The sequence below is a fragment of the Bordetella genomosp. 9 genome (assembly GCF_002261425.1).
GTDB lineage: Bacteria > Pseudomonadota > Gammaproteobacteria > Burkholderiales > Burkholderiaceae_B > Bordetella_C.
The window spans coordinates 40,340-55,697 of the sequence record NZ_NEVJ01000002.1; the positions used below are offsets into that span (position 1 = coordinate 40,340).

Genomic DNA, 15,358 nt, shown 5'->3' on the forward strand with positions numbered 1-15,358 from the left:
CCACTTAAGCCCCTCGACGGGGTAGAATCGCTATTGACATCCTTGTGGTTGTGTCCTATGGCAGAGGCTGCCGCAATCACTGGTCGGAATCGAAAGCAGGAGATCGACCTTGAATAATTCATTTTCCAAAGTTGCGGTGTGGATGGTGATAGCGCTCGTGCTGTTCACCGTCTTCAAGCAATTCGACGGGCGTACCCAGTCCCAGGACGGCGTCAGCTATACGCAGTTCATGGACGACGCCAAGGCGGGGCGCATCCGCAAGGTCGACGTGCAGGGCGACATGCTCTACGTGACGCCGGATGCCGGCCGTCCGTACACGCTGACGTCGCCGGGCGACCTCTGGATGGTCTCCGACCTGCTCAAGTACGGCGTGCAGGTGTCCGGCAAGGCCCGCGAAGAACAGTCGCTGCTGATGAACATCTTCGTCTCGTGGTTCCCCATGCTGCTGCTGATCGGCGTGTGGATCTTCTTCATGAGACAGATGCAGGGCGGTGGGCGCGGCGGCGCATTCAGCTTCGGCAAATCGCGCGCGCGCATGCTGGATGAGAACACCAACCAGATCACCTTCTCGGACGTCGCCGGGTGCGACGAAGCCAAGGAAGACGTGCAGGAGCTGGTCGATTTCCTGCGCGATCCCAGCAAGTTCCAGAAGCTGGGCGGCCGTATTCCGCGCGGCGTGCTGATGGTGGGTTCGCCCGGTACCGGCAAGACGCTGCTGGCCAAGGCCATCGCCGGCGAGGCCAAGGTGCCTTTCTTCAGTATTTCCGGTTCGGACTTCGTGGAAATGTTCGTCGGCGTGGGCGCGGCCCGCGTGCGCGACATGTTCGAGAACGCCAAGAAGCACGCCCCCTGCATCATCTTCATCGATGAAATCGACGCGGTGGGCCGCCAGCGTGGCGCCGGCCTGGGCGGCGGCAACGACGAACGCGAACAGACCCTGAACCAGATGCTGGTGGAAATGGACGGCTTCGAGTCCGGCCAGGGCGTCATCGTGATCGCCGCCACCAACCGTCCTGACGTGCTGGATCCGGCGCTGCTGCGCCCGGGCCGCTTCGACCGCCAGGTCGTGGTGCCGCTGCCCGACATCCGTGGCCGCGAACAGATCCTGAAAGTGCACATGCGCAAGGTTCCGTTGTCGCCGAACGTGGACGCCTCCGTCCTGGCGCGCGGCACCCCGGGCTTTTCCGGCGCCGACCTGGCCAACCTGGTCAACGAAGCCGCGCTGTTCGCCGCGCGCCGCAACGGCCGCACGGTCGATATGTCGGACTTCGAAAAGGCCAAGGACAAGATCATCATGGGCGCGGAACGCCGCTCCATCGTGATGCCTGAAGAAGAGCGCAAGAACACGGCGTACCACGAATCCGGCCACGCCATCGTGGCGCGCATGCTGCCCAAGACCGATCCGGTCCACAAGGTCACCATCATTCCGCGTGGCCGTGCGCTGGGCGTCACCATGCAGCTGCCGGAAAGCGACCGCTACAGCATGGACAAGCAGCGCCTGCTGAGCACCATCGCGGTGCTGTTCGGTGGCCGTATCGCCGAAGAGCTGTTCATGGACCAGATGACCACGGGCGCCTCGAACGACTTCGAACGGGCGACCGCTATCGCGCGCGATATCGTCACCCGCTACGGCATGGACCAGGACCTGGGCCCCATGGTCTACGCGGAAAACGAAGGCGAAGTCTTCCTGGGGCGCAGCGTCACCAAGACGACGCACGTGTCCGAAGCCACCATGCAGAAGGTGGACTCGTCGATCCGCCGTATCATCGACGAGCAGTACGACGTGGCGCGCAAGATCCTGGAGGGCAATCGCGACAAGGTGGAAGCCATGGCGGCCGCCCTGCTCGAATGGGAAACCATCGATTCCGACCAGATCGAGGACATCATCTCCGGCCGGCCGCCGCGCCCGCCCAAGACCCCGCAGGGTCCGTCCGATACCGCCGACAGTCCGCCCAGCGGCCTGGCGCCCGGCGGCAACAGCACCGCGCCCGCGGTCTGAGGACTCACCCGCGCGACGCGTTATAGATGGCCAATAACTTCCTGTGCGGGCGCTTCGAGTTCGACCTCGAGCGCCCGTTGGTCATGGGTATCGTCAATGTCACGCCGGATTCGTTTTCGGATGGCGGCGAACACGACACCGCCGATGCCGCGATTGCCCATGCCCGCCAACTGGTGGAAGAGGGCGCCCACATCCTGGACATAGGCGGGGAATCGACCCGCCCCGGCGCCGCGCCGGTGTCCGAACAGGACGAACTGGCGCGCGTGCTGCCTCTGATCGAAGGCCTGCGCGACTGCGGCGTCCCGCTTTCCATCGATACCTTCAAGCCGGCGGTGATGCGGGCGGTGCTGGATGCCGGCGCCGACATGATCAACGACATCTACGGTTTCAGGCAGCCCGGCGCCATCGAGGCCGTCGCCGCGTCGCGCTGCGGGCTCTGCGTCATGCACATGAAAGGCGAGCCGCGCACCATGCAGGAAAAGCCGGAGTACGGCGATCTGCTGGGCGAGATCGGCTTGTTCCTGGGATCGCGCGCGCAGAAGCTGCGCAGCGCCTGGGTCGACCCGCGCCGTATCGTTCTGGATCCGGGCTTCGGCTTCGGCAAGACGGCGGACCAGAACTATCAACTGGCCCGGCGGCTGGGCAGCCTGCGGGTGTCCAGCTATCCCCTGCTGGTGGGCGTTTCGCGCAAGTCGATGATCGGCCATGCCACGGGACGCGACGTGCAGGGCCGCCTGCCCGGCAGCATCGCCGCGGCACTGGCCTGCGTCGCGCGCGGCGCGGCCATCGTCCGCGTGCACGACGTGGCCGCGACGGTTGATGCCCTCAAAGTGTGGCAAGCTGTCGAGCAGGGGGGCATCCCCACCGATATCCGCAATCCCGTCAGGGAAAGCAGCAAGTAGGCCGGTGAGCAATCCGGCGCTTCGCCATAGGACGCACACACATGAGTACACGTAAATACTTCGGCACGGATGGCGTGCGGGGCGAGGTCGGCGGTCCCGTCATCAATGCGGAGTTCGCCTTGCGGCTGGGGTATGCGGCAGGCAAGGTGCTGGCCCGCGACACGCGCGCCGGCAGCCGTCCCAAGGTATTGATCGGCAAGGACACCCGGATCTCCGGCTATATGCTGGAATCGGCCCTGGAGGCCGGTTTTTCCGCGGCGGGCATCGACGTGCTGCTGGCGGGTCCGCTGCCCACGCCCGCCATTGCCTACCTCACGCGCGTGTTGCGGCAGACCGCAGGCATCGTCATCAGCGCGTCGCACAATCCTTATCACGACAACGGCATCAAGTTCTTTTCGGGCCGCGGCATGAAGCTGCCCGACGACACGGAAGCCGCCATCGAGGCCGCCCTGGACGAACCGCTGGGTTGCGTCAGTTCGGAAGCGCTGGGGCGCGCGCGCCGGCTGGATGACGCCGCCGGACGCTACATCGAGTTCTGCAAAAGCACCTTCCCCAACGACCTGGACCTGAACGGCTTGAGCCTGGTGGTGGACGCGGCGCATGGCGCCGCGTATCACATCGCTCCCCACGTGTTCCGGGAACTGGGTGCCGACGTGCACGCGGTCGGTGTCCAGCCGGACGGCTTCAATATCAACAAGGGCGTCGGCGCCCTGTACCCCGAAGCCCTGGCGGCGGAAGTGCGCTCGCGCGGCGCGCACCTGGGCATCGCGCTGGACGGCGACGCGGATCGCCTGCAGATGGTCGACGCCAGCGGCCGCATCTACAACGGCGACGAATTGCTCTACGCCATCATCAAGGAACGCATGCAGCGTGGCGCCGTGGCCGGCGCCGTCGGCACGCTGATGACCAACTACGGGCTGGAACGCCGCCTGGAACAGGTGGGCGTCGGATTCCATCGCGCCGACGTGGGCGACCGCTACGTCCTGGAGCAGATGCAGGCGCGTGGCTGGCTGTACGGCGGCGAAAGCTCCGGTCACCTGATCTGCCTGGATTGCCACACCACGGGCGACGGCATCATCGCCGCCCTGCAGGTCCTGACCGCGTTGCGCCGTAACGACAGCACGCTGGCGGACTGGATCGGCGATCTTCGCATGTACCCCCAGCAGATGATCAACGTTCCTTTGACGCCCGGCCAGGACTGGAAGTCGCATCCGGGACTGCAGGCGGCGCAGCGCGAGTGCGAAGCGCAACTATCCGGACGCGGCCGCGTGCTGATCCGTGCGTCCGGCACCGAACCCAAATTGCGCCTGATGGTCGAAGCGGAAGAGCCATCGCTCGCCATGTCATGCGCCCAGAGCCTGGCTGCCAGCCTGTCGTCAGCTTAGCCTTGTCACCTTTTTCCTTGCGGTAAAAACCCGCAATTTACGGCCAGACTCCGACGCACGATGGTTCACAGTCACGTAACATGTCGGTCAAATACCTGACATACATGACGCCCACACTACTCGGACACCTAGGAGTTGGCCGAATGCTTGAACTAGTCCGCATCGACCCCGATCGCACCACCACGCCGGATACGTGGACCAATCCCGCCGAAGGCGGCCTCGTTGTCGGCCTGGCGCGAACCGCGGACGAGATCGAGGAAATCCAGCGCCTGCGCTTCCGTGTGTTCACGGAAGACATGGGCGCCGTGTTCCCCGACGCCCACGACGGCATAGACCAGGATCGCTTCGACGCCTGGTGCGAGCACGTCATGGTGCGCGAGCTGCACACCGGCCGTGTCGTCGGCACCTATCGCCTGCTGACGCCGGAAAACGCCCGCGCGGCCGGCGGCTATTACTCCGAGTCGGAATTCGACCTGTCGGGCCTGGGCCCGGTGCGCGAACGGCTCGTCGAAGCCGGCCGCTCGTGCACGCATCCCGACTACCGCAACGGCGCGGTGATCATGCTGCTGTGGTCGGGCGTCGCCGAAGTCATGCGGCGCGGCGGCTACGACTATCTGCTGGGCTGCGCCAGCGTCAGCCTGCGCGATGACGGCGTCACCGCGGCGGAGGTCTGGCGCGCGGTATCCGGCCATCTGGGCGACATCACGCTGCCTCGCGTGCGGCCGCTGCACCGCTATCCGCTGGAAAAGCTCAACAGCACCACGCTGCCGGCCCGCGTGCCGCCGCTGATCAAGGGTTACCTGAAGCTGGGCGCCAGGATCTGCGGCGAACCCGCCTGGGATCCTGACTTCAATGCGGCGGACTTTCCGGTGCTGCTGGAAATGAAGCGCATGGACGAACGGTATCGCCGCCACTTCGGCCTGCCGTCGCTGGCGGAGGAAACGGAAGTCGCCGCGCCGGCGCAAGCCACCGGCCGCCCGGTACGCAAGGCGGCATGATCCGGGCCTGATGCCGGCCTGATGTGGGACGGAACCTGGGTCGGAACCCGGGCCGGAACCCGGGTCAGAACTCCAGCAATTCGAAGGAAAATCCCACCTTGCGCCATTCCGATTCTTCGGCGCGCAAGGTGAAGTCGCTGAGCGGGTGATCCGCCAGCCATTCTTGCCGCACCCGTATCACGATCGAGTCGCCGCGCACCGAAATGGTCAGCGGCAGGGTGTCCAGGTCTTCGCGCCGGCGGAACAGCAGCACCGCCAGCCGCAGGCACAGGATGGTCAGCCATTCTTCCCGGTTGCGCACCAGCGGTTCCAGCTTGGCGAGCTTGCCATGATGCCCCAGCGCCAGCAGGGCCAGCAGGCGCTGGTCGTCGCGCGAAAAGCCGGGCATGTCGGCGTTGCCCAGCACATAGGCGGAATGCTTGTGATAGTCGTTGTGCGCGATCGACAGGCCGATCTCGTGCAGGTCGGCGGCCCAGCCCAGGGCGTGCGCCAGTTCGCGGCGTTCGGAGCTGTCTTGAATGCCGGCTTCCTGGAACAGGGTCAGCGCGGCGCGGCGGACGCGCGCGGCCTGGTTGACGTCGATGTGGTAGCGCTTCATGAACTGCCGCACCGATTCGTCGCGCTTGTCGTGCTGGTCGTCGCGGCCCAGCAGGTCGTACAGCACCCCCAGGCGCAGGGCGCCATCGCCGGTGTGCATGACGTCGATGTTCAGTTCGTCGAACAGGGCGCTCATGATGGCGAGCCCGCCGGGCAGCACGTCGGCGCGTTCGACCTTGATGCCAGGCAGTTCCGACGGGATGACGCGGCCAGAACGGACGATGCGGTCCTTGAGCTTGTTCAGCCCGGCACGCGTGATGCCCCGGTCGGAGAAGCCGCATTCGGTCAGGATGGCGTACAAGGCCTTGGCCGTGCCGGAGGAGCCGTAGGCTTCTTTCCAGCCCATCTTGCGGTACTGCTTGGCGATGACTTCGGCTTCGCGGCGGGCGGCCAGTTCGGCCAATTTCATCTGATGGGCATCGACGACGCCGTCGCGGAAGAACTGGCGGCTGTAGCTCACGCAGCCCATGTACAGCGAGGACATCAGGCCGGGTTCGTAGGCCTTGCCGATGATGACTTCGGTGGATCCGCCGCCGATGTCGATCACCAGGCGCTTGTTGGGCGAGGGGGGCAGGGTGTGGACCACGCCGGAGAAAATCAGGCGCGCTTCTTCCCGGCCGGCGATGACTTCGATGGGAAAACCCAGTGCCGCTTCGGCGCGGGGCAGGAATTCCCCCGTATTGCGGGCCACGCGGAAGGTGTTGGTGGCGACCGCCCGCACCCGGCTGGGATGGAAGCTGCGCAGTCTTTCGCCAAAGCGCTCCAGCACTTCGATGGCGCGCTCCACGGCATCGCGCGACAGGCGTTTGTCGGCATCCAGGCCGGCGGCCAGCCGCACCGTTTCCTTCAGCCGGTCGATCTGGTAGATCTGTGCCGCGCCTTCCTGCTGGACGACGCGTCCTATGGAGAGGCGGAAGCTGTTTGAACCCAGGTCGACGGCGGCCAGTAGATGATCCATGCGGCAGAAAGCAAGAAAGCGGGGGACGCGCCATTATAGAGAGCTGCGACTTGACGCATGGTCGCTTGGGGCGGAAATTCGGCGTAGCCTTGCAGGGTTGGATACCAACTTGTCATGGAATGGTCATAAAACTGACGTAAAACCGCCCGCTGAAATCAAAAATTAAAGATACGGACTCCGAATGACATCGAACGTGGCTTCTCCTCCCTTGTTCTTGAACCGGGAACTGTCGCTGCTCAAGTTCAACGAGCGCGTCCTGGCCATGGCGGAAAACCCGGCGACGCCCCTGCTGGAACGGCTGCGCTATGTGTGCATCGTCAGCTCGAATCTGGACGAATTCTTTGAAATCCGTATTTCCAGTCTCAAGGAACAGCAGAGGCAAACGCCCAACCTGGTGGGCGCGGACGGCCTGACCCCCGGCGAAGCCTATGCACAGGTGCAGGCCGCCGCGCACATCCTGGTGGATCGCCAGTACGACCTGCTGAACGACGACATACTGCCCCGGCTGCACGAGCAGGGTATTGCGCTGCATCATGCATCCGAATGGAACGAGGCGCAGCAGGCCTGGGCGCGCGAAATCTTCCATCGCGACGTCATGCCGCTGCTGACCCCGATCGGGCTGGATCCCGCGCACCCGTTCCCGCGCGTGTACAACAAGAGCCTGAACTTCATCGTGGCCTTGCGCGGCGTCGATGCCTTCGGACGCAAGGCCTCCATCGCCATCGTGCAGGCGCCGCGGGCGCTGCCGCGCCTGATCGCCATGCCGGAAGCGCTGTCCGGCCAGCCGAACGGCTACGTGCTGCTGACGTCGCTGATGCGGGCCTTCGTGGGGGAGCTGTTCCCCGGGCTGGAGATGCAGGGGTGCTATCAATGGCGCGTGACGCGCAACAGCGACCTGTTCGTCGACGAGGAAGAAGTCACCAATCTGCGGCAGGCGCTGCAGGGCGAGCTGTCGCAGCGCAACTTCGGTTCGGCCGTGCGCCTGGAAATCGACAAGCTGACGCCGCCGGAGCTGGAAACCTTCCTGCAGCGTGAATTCTCGCTGTCGGCCACCGACACCTACCGTGTGAACGGGCCGGTGAATCTGTCGCGCCTGATGCAGCTCTGCAATGTCCCCGATCGGCCGGGCCTGCTGTTTCCCGAATACCGGGCGCCCGTGCCGGCGCCCTTCAACCAGACGGCCGTCGATCCCGGCACCCTGTTCGCCGCCATCGCCGCGGGCGACCGGCTGCTGCACCATCCCTATCAGTCCTTCCAGCCGGTGATCGATTTCCTGACCGCCGCGGCGCTGGATCCGGACGTAATGGCGATCAAGCAGACCATCTACCGCACCGGCGAGGACTCCGAGCTGATGCAGATCCTGCTGGCGGCGGCGCGCGCCGGCAAGGAGGTGACGGTGGTCGTCGAGCTGATGGCGCGCTTCGACGAGCAGACCAATATCAACTGGGCGGCGCGGCTGGAAGAAGTCGGCGCCCACGTGGTGTACGGGGTGGTGGGCCACAAGACCCACGCCAAGATGGCCGTCGTCCTGCGGCGCGAGCAGGGGCGGCTGCGCCGCTACGCCCACCTGGGCACCGGCAATTACCACCCCCGCACCGCAAGGCTGTATACGGACTTCGGCCTGCTGACGGCCGATCCGGCCATCTGCGAGGACATGGACAAGGTGTTTTCGCAGTTGACGGGGCTGGGCGCGCGCCGCCCCTTGAAGTCCCTGCTGCAGTCGCCGTTCACCCTGCACGAAAGCATGGTGGCGCTGATCCGCGCCGAGGCGCGGGCGGCGCGCGAAGGCCGCAAGGCCCGCATCATGGCCAAGATGAACTCGCTGCTGGAAACCGGGGTCATCGAGGAGCTGTACGAGGCCAGCCAGGCCGGCGTCAAGATCGACCTGATCGTGCGCGGCGTCTGCGCCTTGCGCGGGGGCGTTCGCGGCTTGTCGGAGAACATCCGGGTGCGATCCATCGTCGGGCGCTTCCTGGAACACTCCCGGGTGTTCTATTTCCATGCCGACGGCAAGGAAACGGTGTACCTGTCGTCCGCCGACTGGATGGACCGCAATTTCTTCAGGCGCGTGGAGATCGCCTTCCCCGTCCAGGACAAGGCCCTGAAAAAAAGGGTCATAGATGAAGCGTTCACCTACGCCTTGCGCGACAACCAGCTGGCCTGGCAGCAGCAACCCGACGGCGACTACGTCCGCGTGCGGAGCCGCGCGGCGGCCTTCAACCTGCACGAGTACCTGATGGGCAAGCTTGGCGGCGGCGCCGCATAACCCCAAATTGACCCGGGTTTAATTCGCCACAGAAGCACCCTCAACACTACACAGGTGCCACCCGATCGCAGACGCCGAGGATCCGGGCGGGCGGCCAGCCCTCCGCCGGTCCTCTGGCGTCGCCCCCTTGAGGGGGAAGCGCGCAGCGCTTCGGGGGTGGACCTAATATGACTGTCACTAGCTTGTCATTTTCGGTGCTTAAGATGCCGGGCATGACGACATTGGGACGGCAGGACTCACAGTAGTGCTCACCCGACCCACGGTCATTTACCCCCGACGATAAGGAAATCCCAATGCGTGTGTTCAAGCAGATCTCCCTGGGCGTCGCCCTGAGCGCTGCGGTTTTCGCCGTGCAGGCCGCGGACATCACCGGTGCTGGCGCCTCCTTCCCGTACCCCGTCTACGCCAAGTGGGCGTCGGACTACAAGGCGGCCACGGGCACCGCGGTGAACTATCAATCCATCGGCTCGGGCGGCGGCCAGCAGCAGATCATCGCCAAGACCGTGGACTTCGGCGCGTCGGATGATCCGATGGGCGGCGCGGATCTGGACAAGAACGGCCTGCTGCAATTCCCGGCCGTGATCGGCGGCACCGTCGCCGTGGTGAACATCGACGGCGTCCAGGCTGGCCAACTGAAGCTGTCCGGCCCGGTGCTGGCCGACATCTTCCAGGGCAAGATCAAGAAGTGGAACGACGCCCAGATCACGGCGATGAACCCCGACGTCAAGCTGCCGTCGGCCGACATCATCGTGGTGCACCGTTCGGACGGCTCGGGCACGACCTTCGGCTGGACCAACTACCTGTCCAAGGTGTCGGCCGACTGGAAGTCGCAAGTCGGTGAAGGCAAGGCCGTCAAGTGGCCCGTGGGCCAGGGCGGCAAGGGCAACGAAGGCGTGTCCGCCTACGTCGGCCAGCTGAAGAACTCGATCGGCTACGTCGAATACGCCTACGCCAAGCAGAACAAGCTGGCCTGGACGCAGCTGAAGAACGAAGCCGGCAAGTTCGTGCAGCCGGAACAGTCCGCCTTCGCCGCCGCCGCCGCCAACGCCGACTGGAAGAGCGCGCCCGGCATGGGCGTGGTTCTGACCAACGAGCCGGGCGAAAAGTCCTGGCCCGTGACGTCGGCCACCTTCATCCTGGTGCACAAGGTCCAGGACAAGCCCGCCCAGGGCGAGGCCGTGTTGAAGTTCTTCGACTGGGCCTTCAAGAACGGCCAGCAGTCCGCCGCCGCGCTGGACTACGTGCCCCTGCCTGACGCCGTGACGACGCAGATCCGCGCGTCCTGGAGCCAGATCAAGGCTGCCGACGGCAAGGCTGTCTGGAAGTAATAGCGGTTCCCCGAAAGGCCCGGGCACGGTCGCCCGGGCCTTTGTCCCCCCCAAGGAAAGCCCATCCATGAGCGCGGTAGTGGATAATAATGTGCCGATTCCGCACGATGCGGAAGTCTCCGCACTTCACGGCACACCCTCCCCAATGAAGCAAAACAACAACGCGCTGATGGATGCGCTGTTCAGGAACCTGACGCGTCTGTTCGCCTTTCTGGTATTCAGCCTGCTGGCGGCGGTACTGGTTTCGTTGATCTACGGCAGCCGCGAGACCCTGTCCCAATATGGGCTGTCGTTTCTCTTCACCAATGACTGGGATCCGGTCAAGCGCAACTTCGGCGCCGTGGTGCCCATCTACGGCACGCTGGCGACGTCCATCATCGCGCTGCTGATCGCCGTGCCGGTCTCGTTCGGCATCGCCATCTTCCTGACCGAACTGTCGCCCACCTGGCTGCGCCGTCCCCTGGGCACCGCCATCGAAATGCTGGCGGCGATTCCGTCCATCATCTACGGCATGTGGGGCCTGTTCGTCTTCGTGCCGGTGTTCCAGCAGTACGTGCAGCCGACCCTGATCGACGTGCTGGGCAGCATCCCGCTGATCGGCGGCTGGTTCGCCGGCCCGCCGTTCGGCATCGGCATCTTCACCGCCGGGCTGATCCTGTCCATCATGATCATCCCCTTCATCACGGCCGTGATGCGCGACGTGTTCGAGCTGGTGCCGCCGATGCTGAAGGAATCCGCCTACGGCCTGGGCAGCACCACCTGGGAAGTCATGTGGAAGGTGGTCCTGCCCTTCACCAAGTCCGGCGTCATCGGCGGCGTGATGCTGGGGCTGGGCCGTGCGCTGGGCGAAACCATGGCGGTGACCTTCGTCATCGGGAATTCGTTCTCGTTGAACAGTTCGCTGTTCTCGCCCGGCAACTCCATCGCTTCCGCGCTGGCCAACGAGTTCAACGAAGCGGGCGGCATACAGAAGTCCGCGCTGCTGGAACTGGGCCTGGTGCTGTTCATCATCACTACCATCGTCCTCGCGCTGTCGAAGCTGCTGCTGGTTCGGCTGTCGCTGCAGGAAGGCAAGAAAAACTGAAGCGTCCGGGAATCGTCATGGCCGTATCCGTCATCAATATGCAGAACGCCATCTACCGGCGCCGCAGTGTCGTCAATAAGGTCATGCTGACCCTGTCGATGGCGGCGCTGGTATTCGGCCTGTTCTGGCTGTTCTGGATCATCGTCACGCTGCTGGTGAAGGGCGGCGCCGCGATCTCGTTTGCGCTGTTCACCGAAATCACGCCGCCGCCGGGACAGGCGGGCGGACTGATCAACGCCATCACCGGCAGCCTGCTGATGGTCGGCGTGGGCACCTTGATCGGCACGCCGGTGGGCATCCTGGCCGGCACCTACCTGGCTGAATACGGCCGCAGCGGCTGGCTGGCGCCCGCCACGCGCTTCCTGAACGACGTGCTGCTGTCGGCGCCGTCCATCATCATCGGCCTGTTCATCTATGCCGTGTACGTCGCCCAGGTGGGCCACTACTCGGGCTGGGCGGGCTCGCTGGCGCTGGCCATCCTGGTGGTGCCGGTGGTGGTCCGCACGACCGACAACATGCTGCTGCTGGTGCCGAACGGCCTGCGCGAAGCCACCGCGGCGCTGGGTTGCCCCAAGTGGCGCATGATCACCATGGTGTGCTATCGCGCCGCCCGGTCGGGCATCATGACCGGCGTGCTGCTGGCCATCGCCCGCATCTCCGGCGAAACCGCGCCGCTGCTGTTCACCGCGCTTTCCAACCAGTTCATGTCCCTGAACATGAACGCCCCCATGGCCAACCTGCCGGTAGTGATCTACCAGTTCGCGGCCAGCCCGTTCAAGGAATGGAACAACCTGGCCTGGGCCGGCGCCGGTTTGATCACGCTGGTCGTCCTGGCGATCAACATCGTCGCCCGCAACATGTTCCGCAAGTCCTGACCCGACCGACCTGATCCGCCGCTCGCGCCGCTGGCGCGGCCTTGGGAAACGATATGGAAAACACCGCACAATCCACCACCTCGAAACTCGAGGTCAAGAACCTGAACTTCTACTACGGCAAGTTCCACGCGATCCGCAACGTGAACATGTCGATCCGGGAAAAGAAGGTCACCGCCTTCATCGGCCCGTCCGGTTGCGGCAAGTCGACGCTGCTGCGCACGTTCAACCGCATGTTCGAGCTGTATCCCGGCCAGCGCGCGGAAGGCGAAATCCTGCTGGACGGCGAAAACCTGCTGACCACCAAGACGGACATTTCGCTGATCCGCGCCAAGGTCGGCATGGTGTTCCAGAAGCCGACGCCGTTCCCCATGAGCATCTACGACAACATTGCCTTCGGCGTGCGCCTGTTCGAGCGCCTGAGCAAGGGCGAAATGGATGAGCGCGTGGAATGGGCGCTGACCAAGGCCGCGCTGTGGAACGAGGTCAAGGACAAGATCCATCAAAGCGGCAACAGCCTGTCGGGCGGCCAGCAGCAGCGCCTGTGCATCGCGCGCGGCGTGGCGATCAAGCCGGAAGTCCTGCTGCTGGACGAGCCGTGCTCGGCGCTGGATCCGATTTCCACCGCCAAAATCGAGGAACTGATCGCCGAACTCAAGAACGAGTACACGGTGGTCATCGTCACCCACAACATGCAGCAGGCGGCCCGCTGCTCCGACTACACCGCCTACATGTACCTGGGCGAATTGATGGAGTTCGGCGACACCGACCAGATCTTCGTCAAGCCGCGCCGCAAGGAAACGGAAGACTACATCACGGGCCGCTTCGGCTGAGTCTTCGCATCCGCAGTGCAAAGGGCCGCGTTCGCGGCCCTTTGCGTTTCAGGCGGACATCGGGACGCGAGCGTGCGAAACGCGCCCACGATCTTGGCGCGCGGGCCGCTGCGGTGCACGCCGGGCGGTTTTGCCGCTCGCGCTGCCCCACCGTACCAGAATTGGTCCGCCGCTATACAATCCGCACACCGCGGGGCGGCAGCGTCCGTCCGCGCCGGGCCGGCCTGGAATCGCGCGGCCGCTGGGAGACAGGAGTCATTGAATGCGCTGGCGCTATGAAGATATAGGAAAACGGGTAAAGGCCTTCCGCATGGCGTCGGGCCTGAGCGCCGACGAGGTCGCCCAGAAGATCGGGATCTCGCGCACCGCGCTGTACCGCGTGGAGAAGGGCGAGATCGCCAAGGTGGACACGCTGGAGCGCCTGTCCGACCTGCTGGATGTCTCCATGCCGACGCTGCTGGGTGTGGGCATCGAGTACATGGCATCGGCGGTCAGCTATTTCGAGCGCACGCGGCAGCTGGAAGAAAGCGCCGACCAGATCATCGTGCTGGCGGGGCCCGTGTCCTTCCTGCTGGCGTCCGACGAGTTCAACGGCAACCTGGAACAGGTGCTGCGCGAAAGCGTCCCGGAAGACGCGCCGCGCCGCAAGCGTACGCTGGCGGACATCGACCTGATCATGGAGATCCTGCGCGAGCGCAAGCGCACCTATATGCGCCGGCGTCCCAGCATCGTCAACCTGATCTCGGCCGAGCAGATCAAGCGTTTCCTGAACGGCGGACTGCTGGGGCGTGGCGACCTGCCCGAGAAGACCCTGCAGGAACGCCACGCGGCCACTCGCGCGGAGATCGAACACCTGGCCGGATTGATCGAGGCCGACAACCTGGGCGTGCAGGTCGGGATCGTCACGGATACCCTGCCGCTGAACGGATTCCAGATATTCCGCCAGGCGGAGCGCAGCACGCTCACCATCAGTCCTTTCCGCCTGGGCGCGCAGCCCAATATCCGGGTGGGGGTGGCCATGCTGACGTCGGCGCCCGAGGCCTTGAAGCTGCATGACCAGATCGTCAAGGACGCCTGGAAGACCGCGCTGAAGGGGAGCGCTGCGGTGGATTATCTGCGTGCCCTGTTGGACGCGGACCCGGCCCTCCAGGGCGGGGGGTCGAAAGAGGGCGCCGCGGGCGGTGCGTCGAAAGGCGCGCGGCGCGGCAAGGCGGCGGCGACGTCCGAGTAGGCGCGACGCGGCGGTCGGGCGGCCGCGCCTGGCTCGGACCCTGGCGCTACGCCTCGGGCAGCGCCAGGCTGGGCGACATCACCGCCGTCCAGTGCGACCAGCAGCGCATGATGGGGTCGGGCCGCAGCGTGCCCGCCAGGTTCTGTTCCTGTTCGCTGAGCACCTGCACGGGTCCCAAGGCCGCGGCGCGTATCTGGCTGGCGGCATCGGCACAGCCATGGACCGTGCGGAAGATGCATTCATGCAGGTCGCGTCCCGCCACGGTGGCGCCATGCCGCCGCATCAGCACCGTCCACCAGGGTCCCAACGCGCGCGCCAGCGAGTCGCCTTCGGCCTGCGTGACGACCAGCAGGCGCGTGTCGCCGAACTCGTCCCGGCTATCCCAGTAGGGCACTTGCGCGCCCATGGCCGCGCCTGTCTGGCAGCTCGGCTTCAGCGGCGCGCCCGTCTGCGCGAAAGGCATGATGGCCGGCGAATGATGATGGCAGACGGCGCCGACGTCCGGGCGGGCGCGGAAGATGGCGCTGTGGATGATGCGCTCGGAAAACAGCCCCGCCGGCGTCGGCTCGACCGGCTCCGCGTTCATGTCGTATTCGATGATGTCGTCGGGGGTCACGCGGCTGGGCGCGCCGGCGACGGGCAGCAGGAAACGGTCGGGGCGATCGGGATGCCGCACGCTGACGTGGCCGAACGCGTCCATCGCGCCTTGGTCCACCAGCAGGCGATGCGCCAATGCCAGGTCGCGTTTCAGGGATTTCAGGTCTGTCGTCATGGGCGTTGCTCCTATCCGCAAAAAATACCATATTTGGGACTTATTCCGTATTGGGAACAAACCCTTTGTTGATTCGGACGAGGGCTCCAATGTGCGCGGCGCGGAAAAGGGTGCCAGTCGACTCAGGTACAAT

12 protein-coding genes are annotated in these 15,358 nt (G+C 65.2%); 10 read left to right on the top strand and 2 right to left on the bottom strand.

The genetic code is table 11. The features are described 5' to 3' along the window. Window positions 1–109 precede the first annotated feature (109 nt). The 4 genes from ftsH to CAL26_RS06155 all read left to right on the top strand — a co-directional run bounded on the left by ftsH (window position 110) and on the right by CAL26_RS06155 (window position 5,284). Window positions 110–1,999, top strand: coding sequence for an ATP-dependent zinc metalloprotease FtsH (gene ftsH / locus CAL26_RS06140; protein WP_094846075.1), 1,890 nt, complete (start codon window positions 110–112; stop codon window positions 1,997–1,999). 26 nt (window positions 2,000–2,025) lie between these two features. Further along, window positions 2,026–2,901, top strand: coding sequence for a dihydropteroate synthase (gene folP / locus CAL26_RS06145; RefSeq protein WP_094846076.1), 876 nt, complete (start codon window positions 2,026–2,028; stop codon window positions 2,899–2,901). 41 nt (window positions 2,902–2,942) lie between these two features. After that, a complete protein-coding gene (gene glmM, locus CAL26_RS06150; protein WP_094846077.1) occupies window positions 2,943–4,286 on the top strand; it encodes a phosphoglucosamine mutase in 1,344 nt (447 codons plus the stop codon). Between the two features lie 143 nt (window positions 4,287–4,429). Next, entirely contained in the window at window positions 4,430–5,284 is an 855-nt protein-coding gene (locus CAL26_RS06155) for a GNAT family N-acetyltransferase (RefSeq protein ID WP_094846078.1), read from the top strand. Between the two features lie 64 nt (window positions 5,285–5,348). Here the strand turns inward: CAL26_RS06155 and ppx are convergent, their stop codons facing one another. Further along, the gene (gene ppx / locus CAL26_RS06160) at window positions 5,349–6,839 is read right to left on the bottom strand and encodes an exopolyphosphatase (protein ID WP_094846079.1); all 1,491 of its coding nucleotides are present in this window, start codon (window positions 6,837–6,839) and stop codon (window positions 5,349–5,351) included. Between the two features lie 181 nt (window positions 6,840–7,020). On the opposite strand from ppx, the gene ppk1 reads away from it, so the two are divergent. The 6 genes from ppk1 to CAL26_RS06190 all read left to right on the top strand — a co-directional run bounded on the left by ppk1 (window position 7,021) and on the right by CAL26_RS06190 (window position 14,453). Beyond that, the gene (ppk1, locus tag CAL26_RS06165; protein ID WP_094846080.1) at window positions 7,021–9,105 is read left to right on the top strand and encodes a polyphosphate kinase 1; all 2,085 of its coding nucleotides are present in this window, start codon (window positions 7,021–7,023) and stop codon (window positions 9,103–9,105) included. Window positions 9,106–9,398: 293 nt separating this feature from the next. Next, window positions 9,399–10,433: a phosphate ABC transporter substrate-binding protein PstS gene (pstS, locus tag CAL26_RS06170; RefSeq protein ID WP_373454456.1), complete on the top strand. Its 1,035-nt coding sequence runs from the start codon at window positions 9,399–9,401 to the stop codon at window positions 10,431–10,433. A gap of 67 nt (window positions 10,434–10,500) precedes the next feature. Next, entirely contained in the window at window positions 10,501–11,517 is a 1,017-nt protein-coding gene (gene pstC, locus CAL26_RS06175) for a phosphate ABC transporter permease subunit PstC (protein ID WP_094846082.1), read from the top strand. 17 nt (window positions 11,518–11,534) lie between these two features. Then, window positions 11,535–12,392: a phosphate ABC transporter permease PstA gene (gene pstA, locus CAL26_RS06180; protein ID WP_094846083.1), complete on the top strand. Its 858-nt coding sequence runs from the start codon at window positions 11,535–11,537 to the stop codon at window positions 12,390–12,392. 53 nt (window positions 12,393–12,445) lie between these two features. Beyond that, window positions 12,446–13,222: a phosphate ABC transporter ATP-binding protein PstB gene (pstB, locus tag CAL26_RS06185; protein WP_086063761.1), complete on the top strand. Its 777-nt coding sequence runs from the start codon at window positions 12,446–12,448 to the stop codon at window positions 13,220–13,222. Between the two features lie 262 nt (window positions 13,223–13,484). Next, a complete protein-coding gene (locus tag CAL26_RS06190; protein WP_094846084.1) occupies window positions 13,485–14,453 on the top strand; it encodes a helix-turn-helix domain-containing protein in 969 nt (322 codons plus the stop codon). Window positions 14,454–14,499: 46 nt separating this feature from the next. Here CAL26_RS06190 and CAL26_RS06195 read toward each other — a convergent pair whose 3' ends face one another. Next, a complete protein-coding gene (locus CAL26_RS06195; protein ID WP_094846085.1) occupies window positions 14,500–15,225 on the bottom strand; it encodes a class II aldolase/adducin family protein in 726 nt (241 codons plus the stop codon). Window positions 15,226–15,358: the final 133 nt, after the last annotated feature.

Coding starts and splice junctions, on each gene's coding strand:
- folP (WP_094846076.1), top strand. CDS start 2,026: ATGGCCAATAACTTCCTGTGCGGGCGCTTCGAGTTCGACCTCGAGCGC.
- glmM (WP_094846077.1), top strand. CDS start 2,943: ATGAGTACACGTAAATACTTCGGCACGGATGGCGTGCGGGGCGAGGTC.
- CAL26_RS06155 (WP_094846078.1), top strand. CDS start 4,430: ATGCTTGAACTAGTCCGCATCGACCCCGATCGCACCACCACGCCGGAT.
- ppx (WP_094846079.1), bottom strand. CDS start 6,839: ATGGATCATCTACTGGCCGCCGTCGACCTGGGTTCAAACAGCTTCCGC.
- ppk1 (WP_094846080.1), top strand. CDS start 7,021: ATGACATCGAACGTGGCTTCTCCTCCCTTGTTCTTGAACCGGGAACTG.
- pstS (WP_373454456.1), top strand. CDS start 9,399: ATGCGTGTGTTCAAGCAGATCTCCCTGGGCGTCGCCCTGAGCGCTGCG.
- pstC (WP_094846082.1), top strand. CDS start 10,501: ATGAGCGCGGTAGTGGATAATAATGTGCCGATTCCGCACGATGCGGAA.
- pstA (WP_094846083.1), top strand. CDS start 11,535: ATGGCCGTATCCGTCATCAATATGCAGAACGCCATCTACCGGCGCCGC.
- pstB (WP_086063761.1), top strand. CDS start 12,446: ATGGAAAACACCGCACAATCCACCACCTCGAAACTCGAGGTCAAGAAC.
- CAL26_RS06190 (WP_094846084.1), top strand. CDS start 13,485: ATGCGCTGGCGCTATGAAGATATAGGAAAACGGGTAAAGGCCTTCCGC.
- CAL26_RS06195 (WP_094846085.1), bottom strand. CDS start 15,225: ATGACGACAGACCTGAAATCCCTGAAACGCGACCTGGCATTGGCGCAT.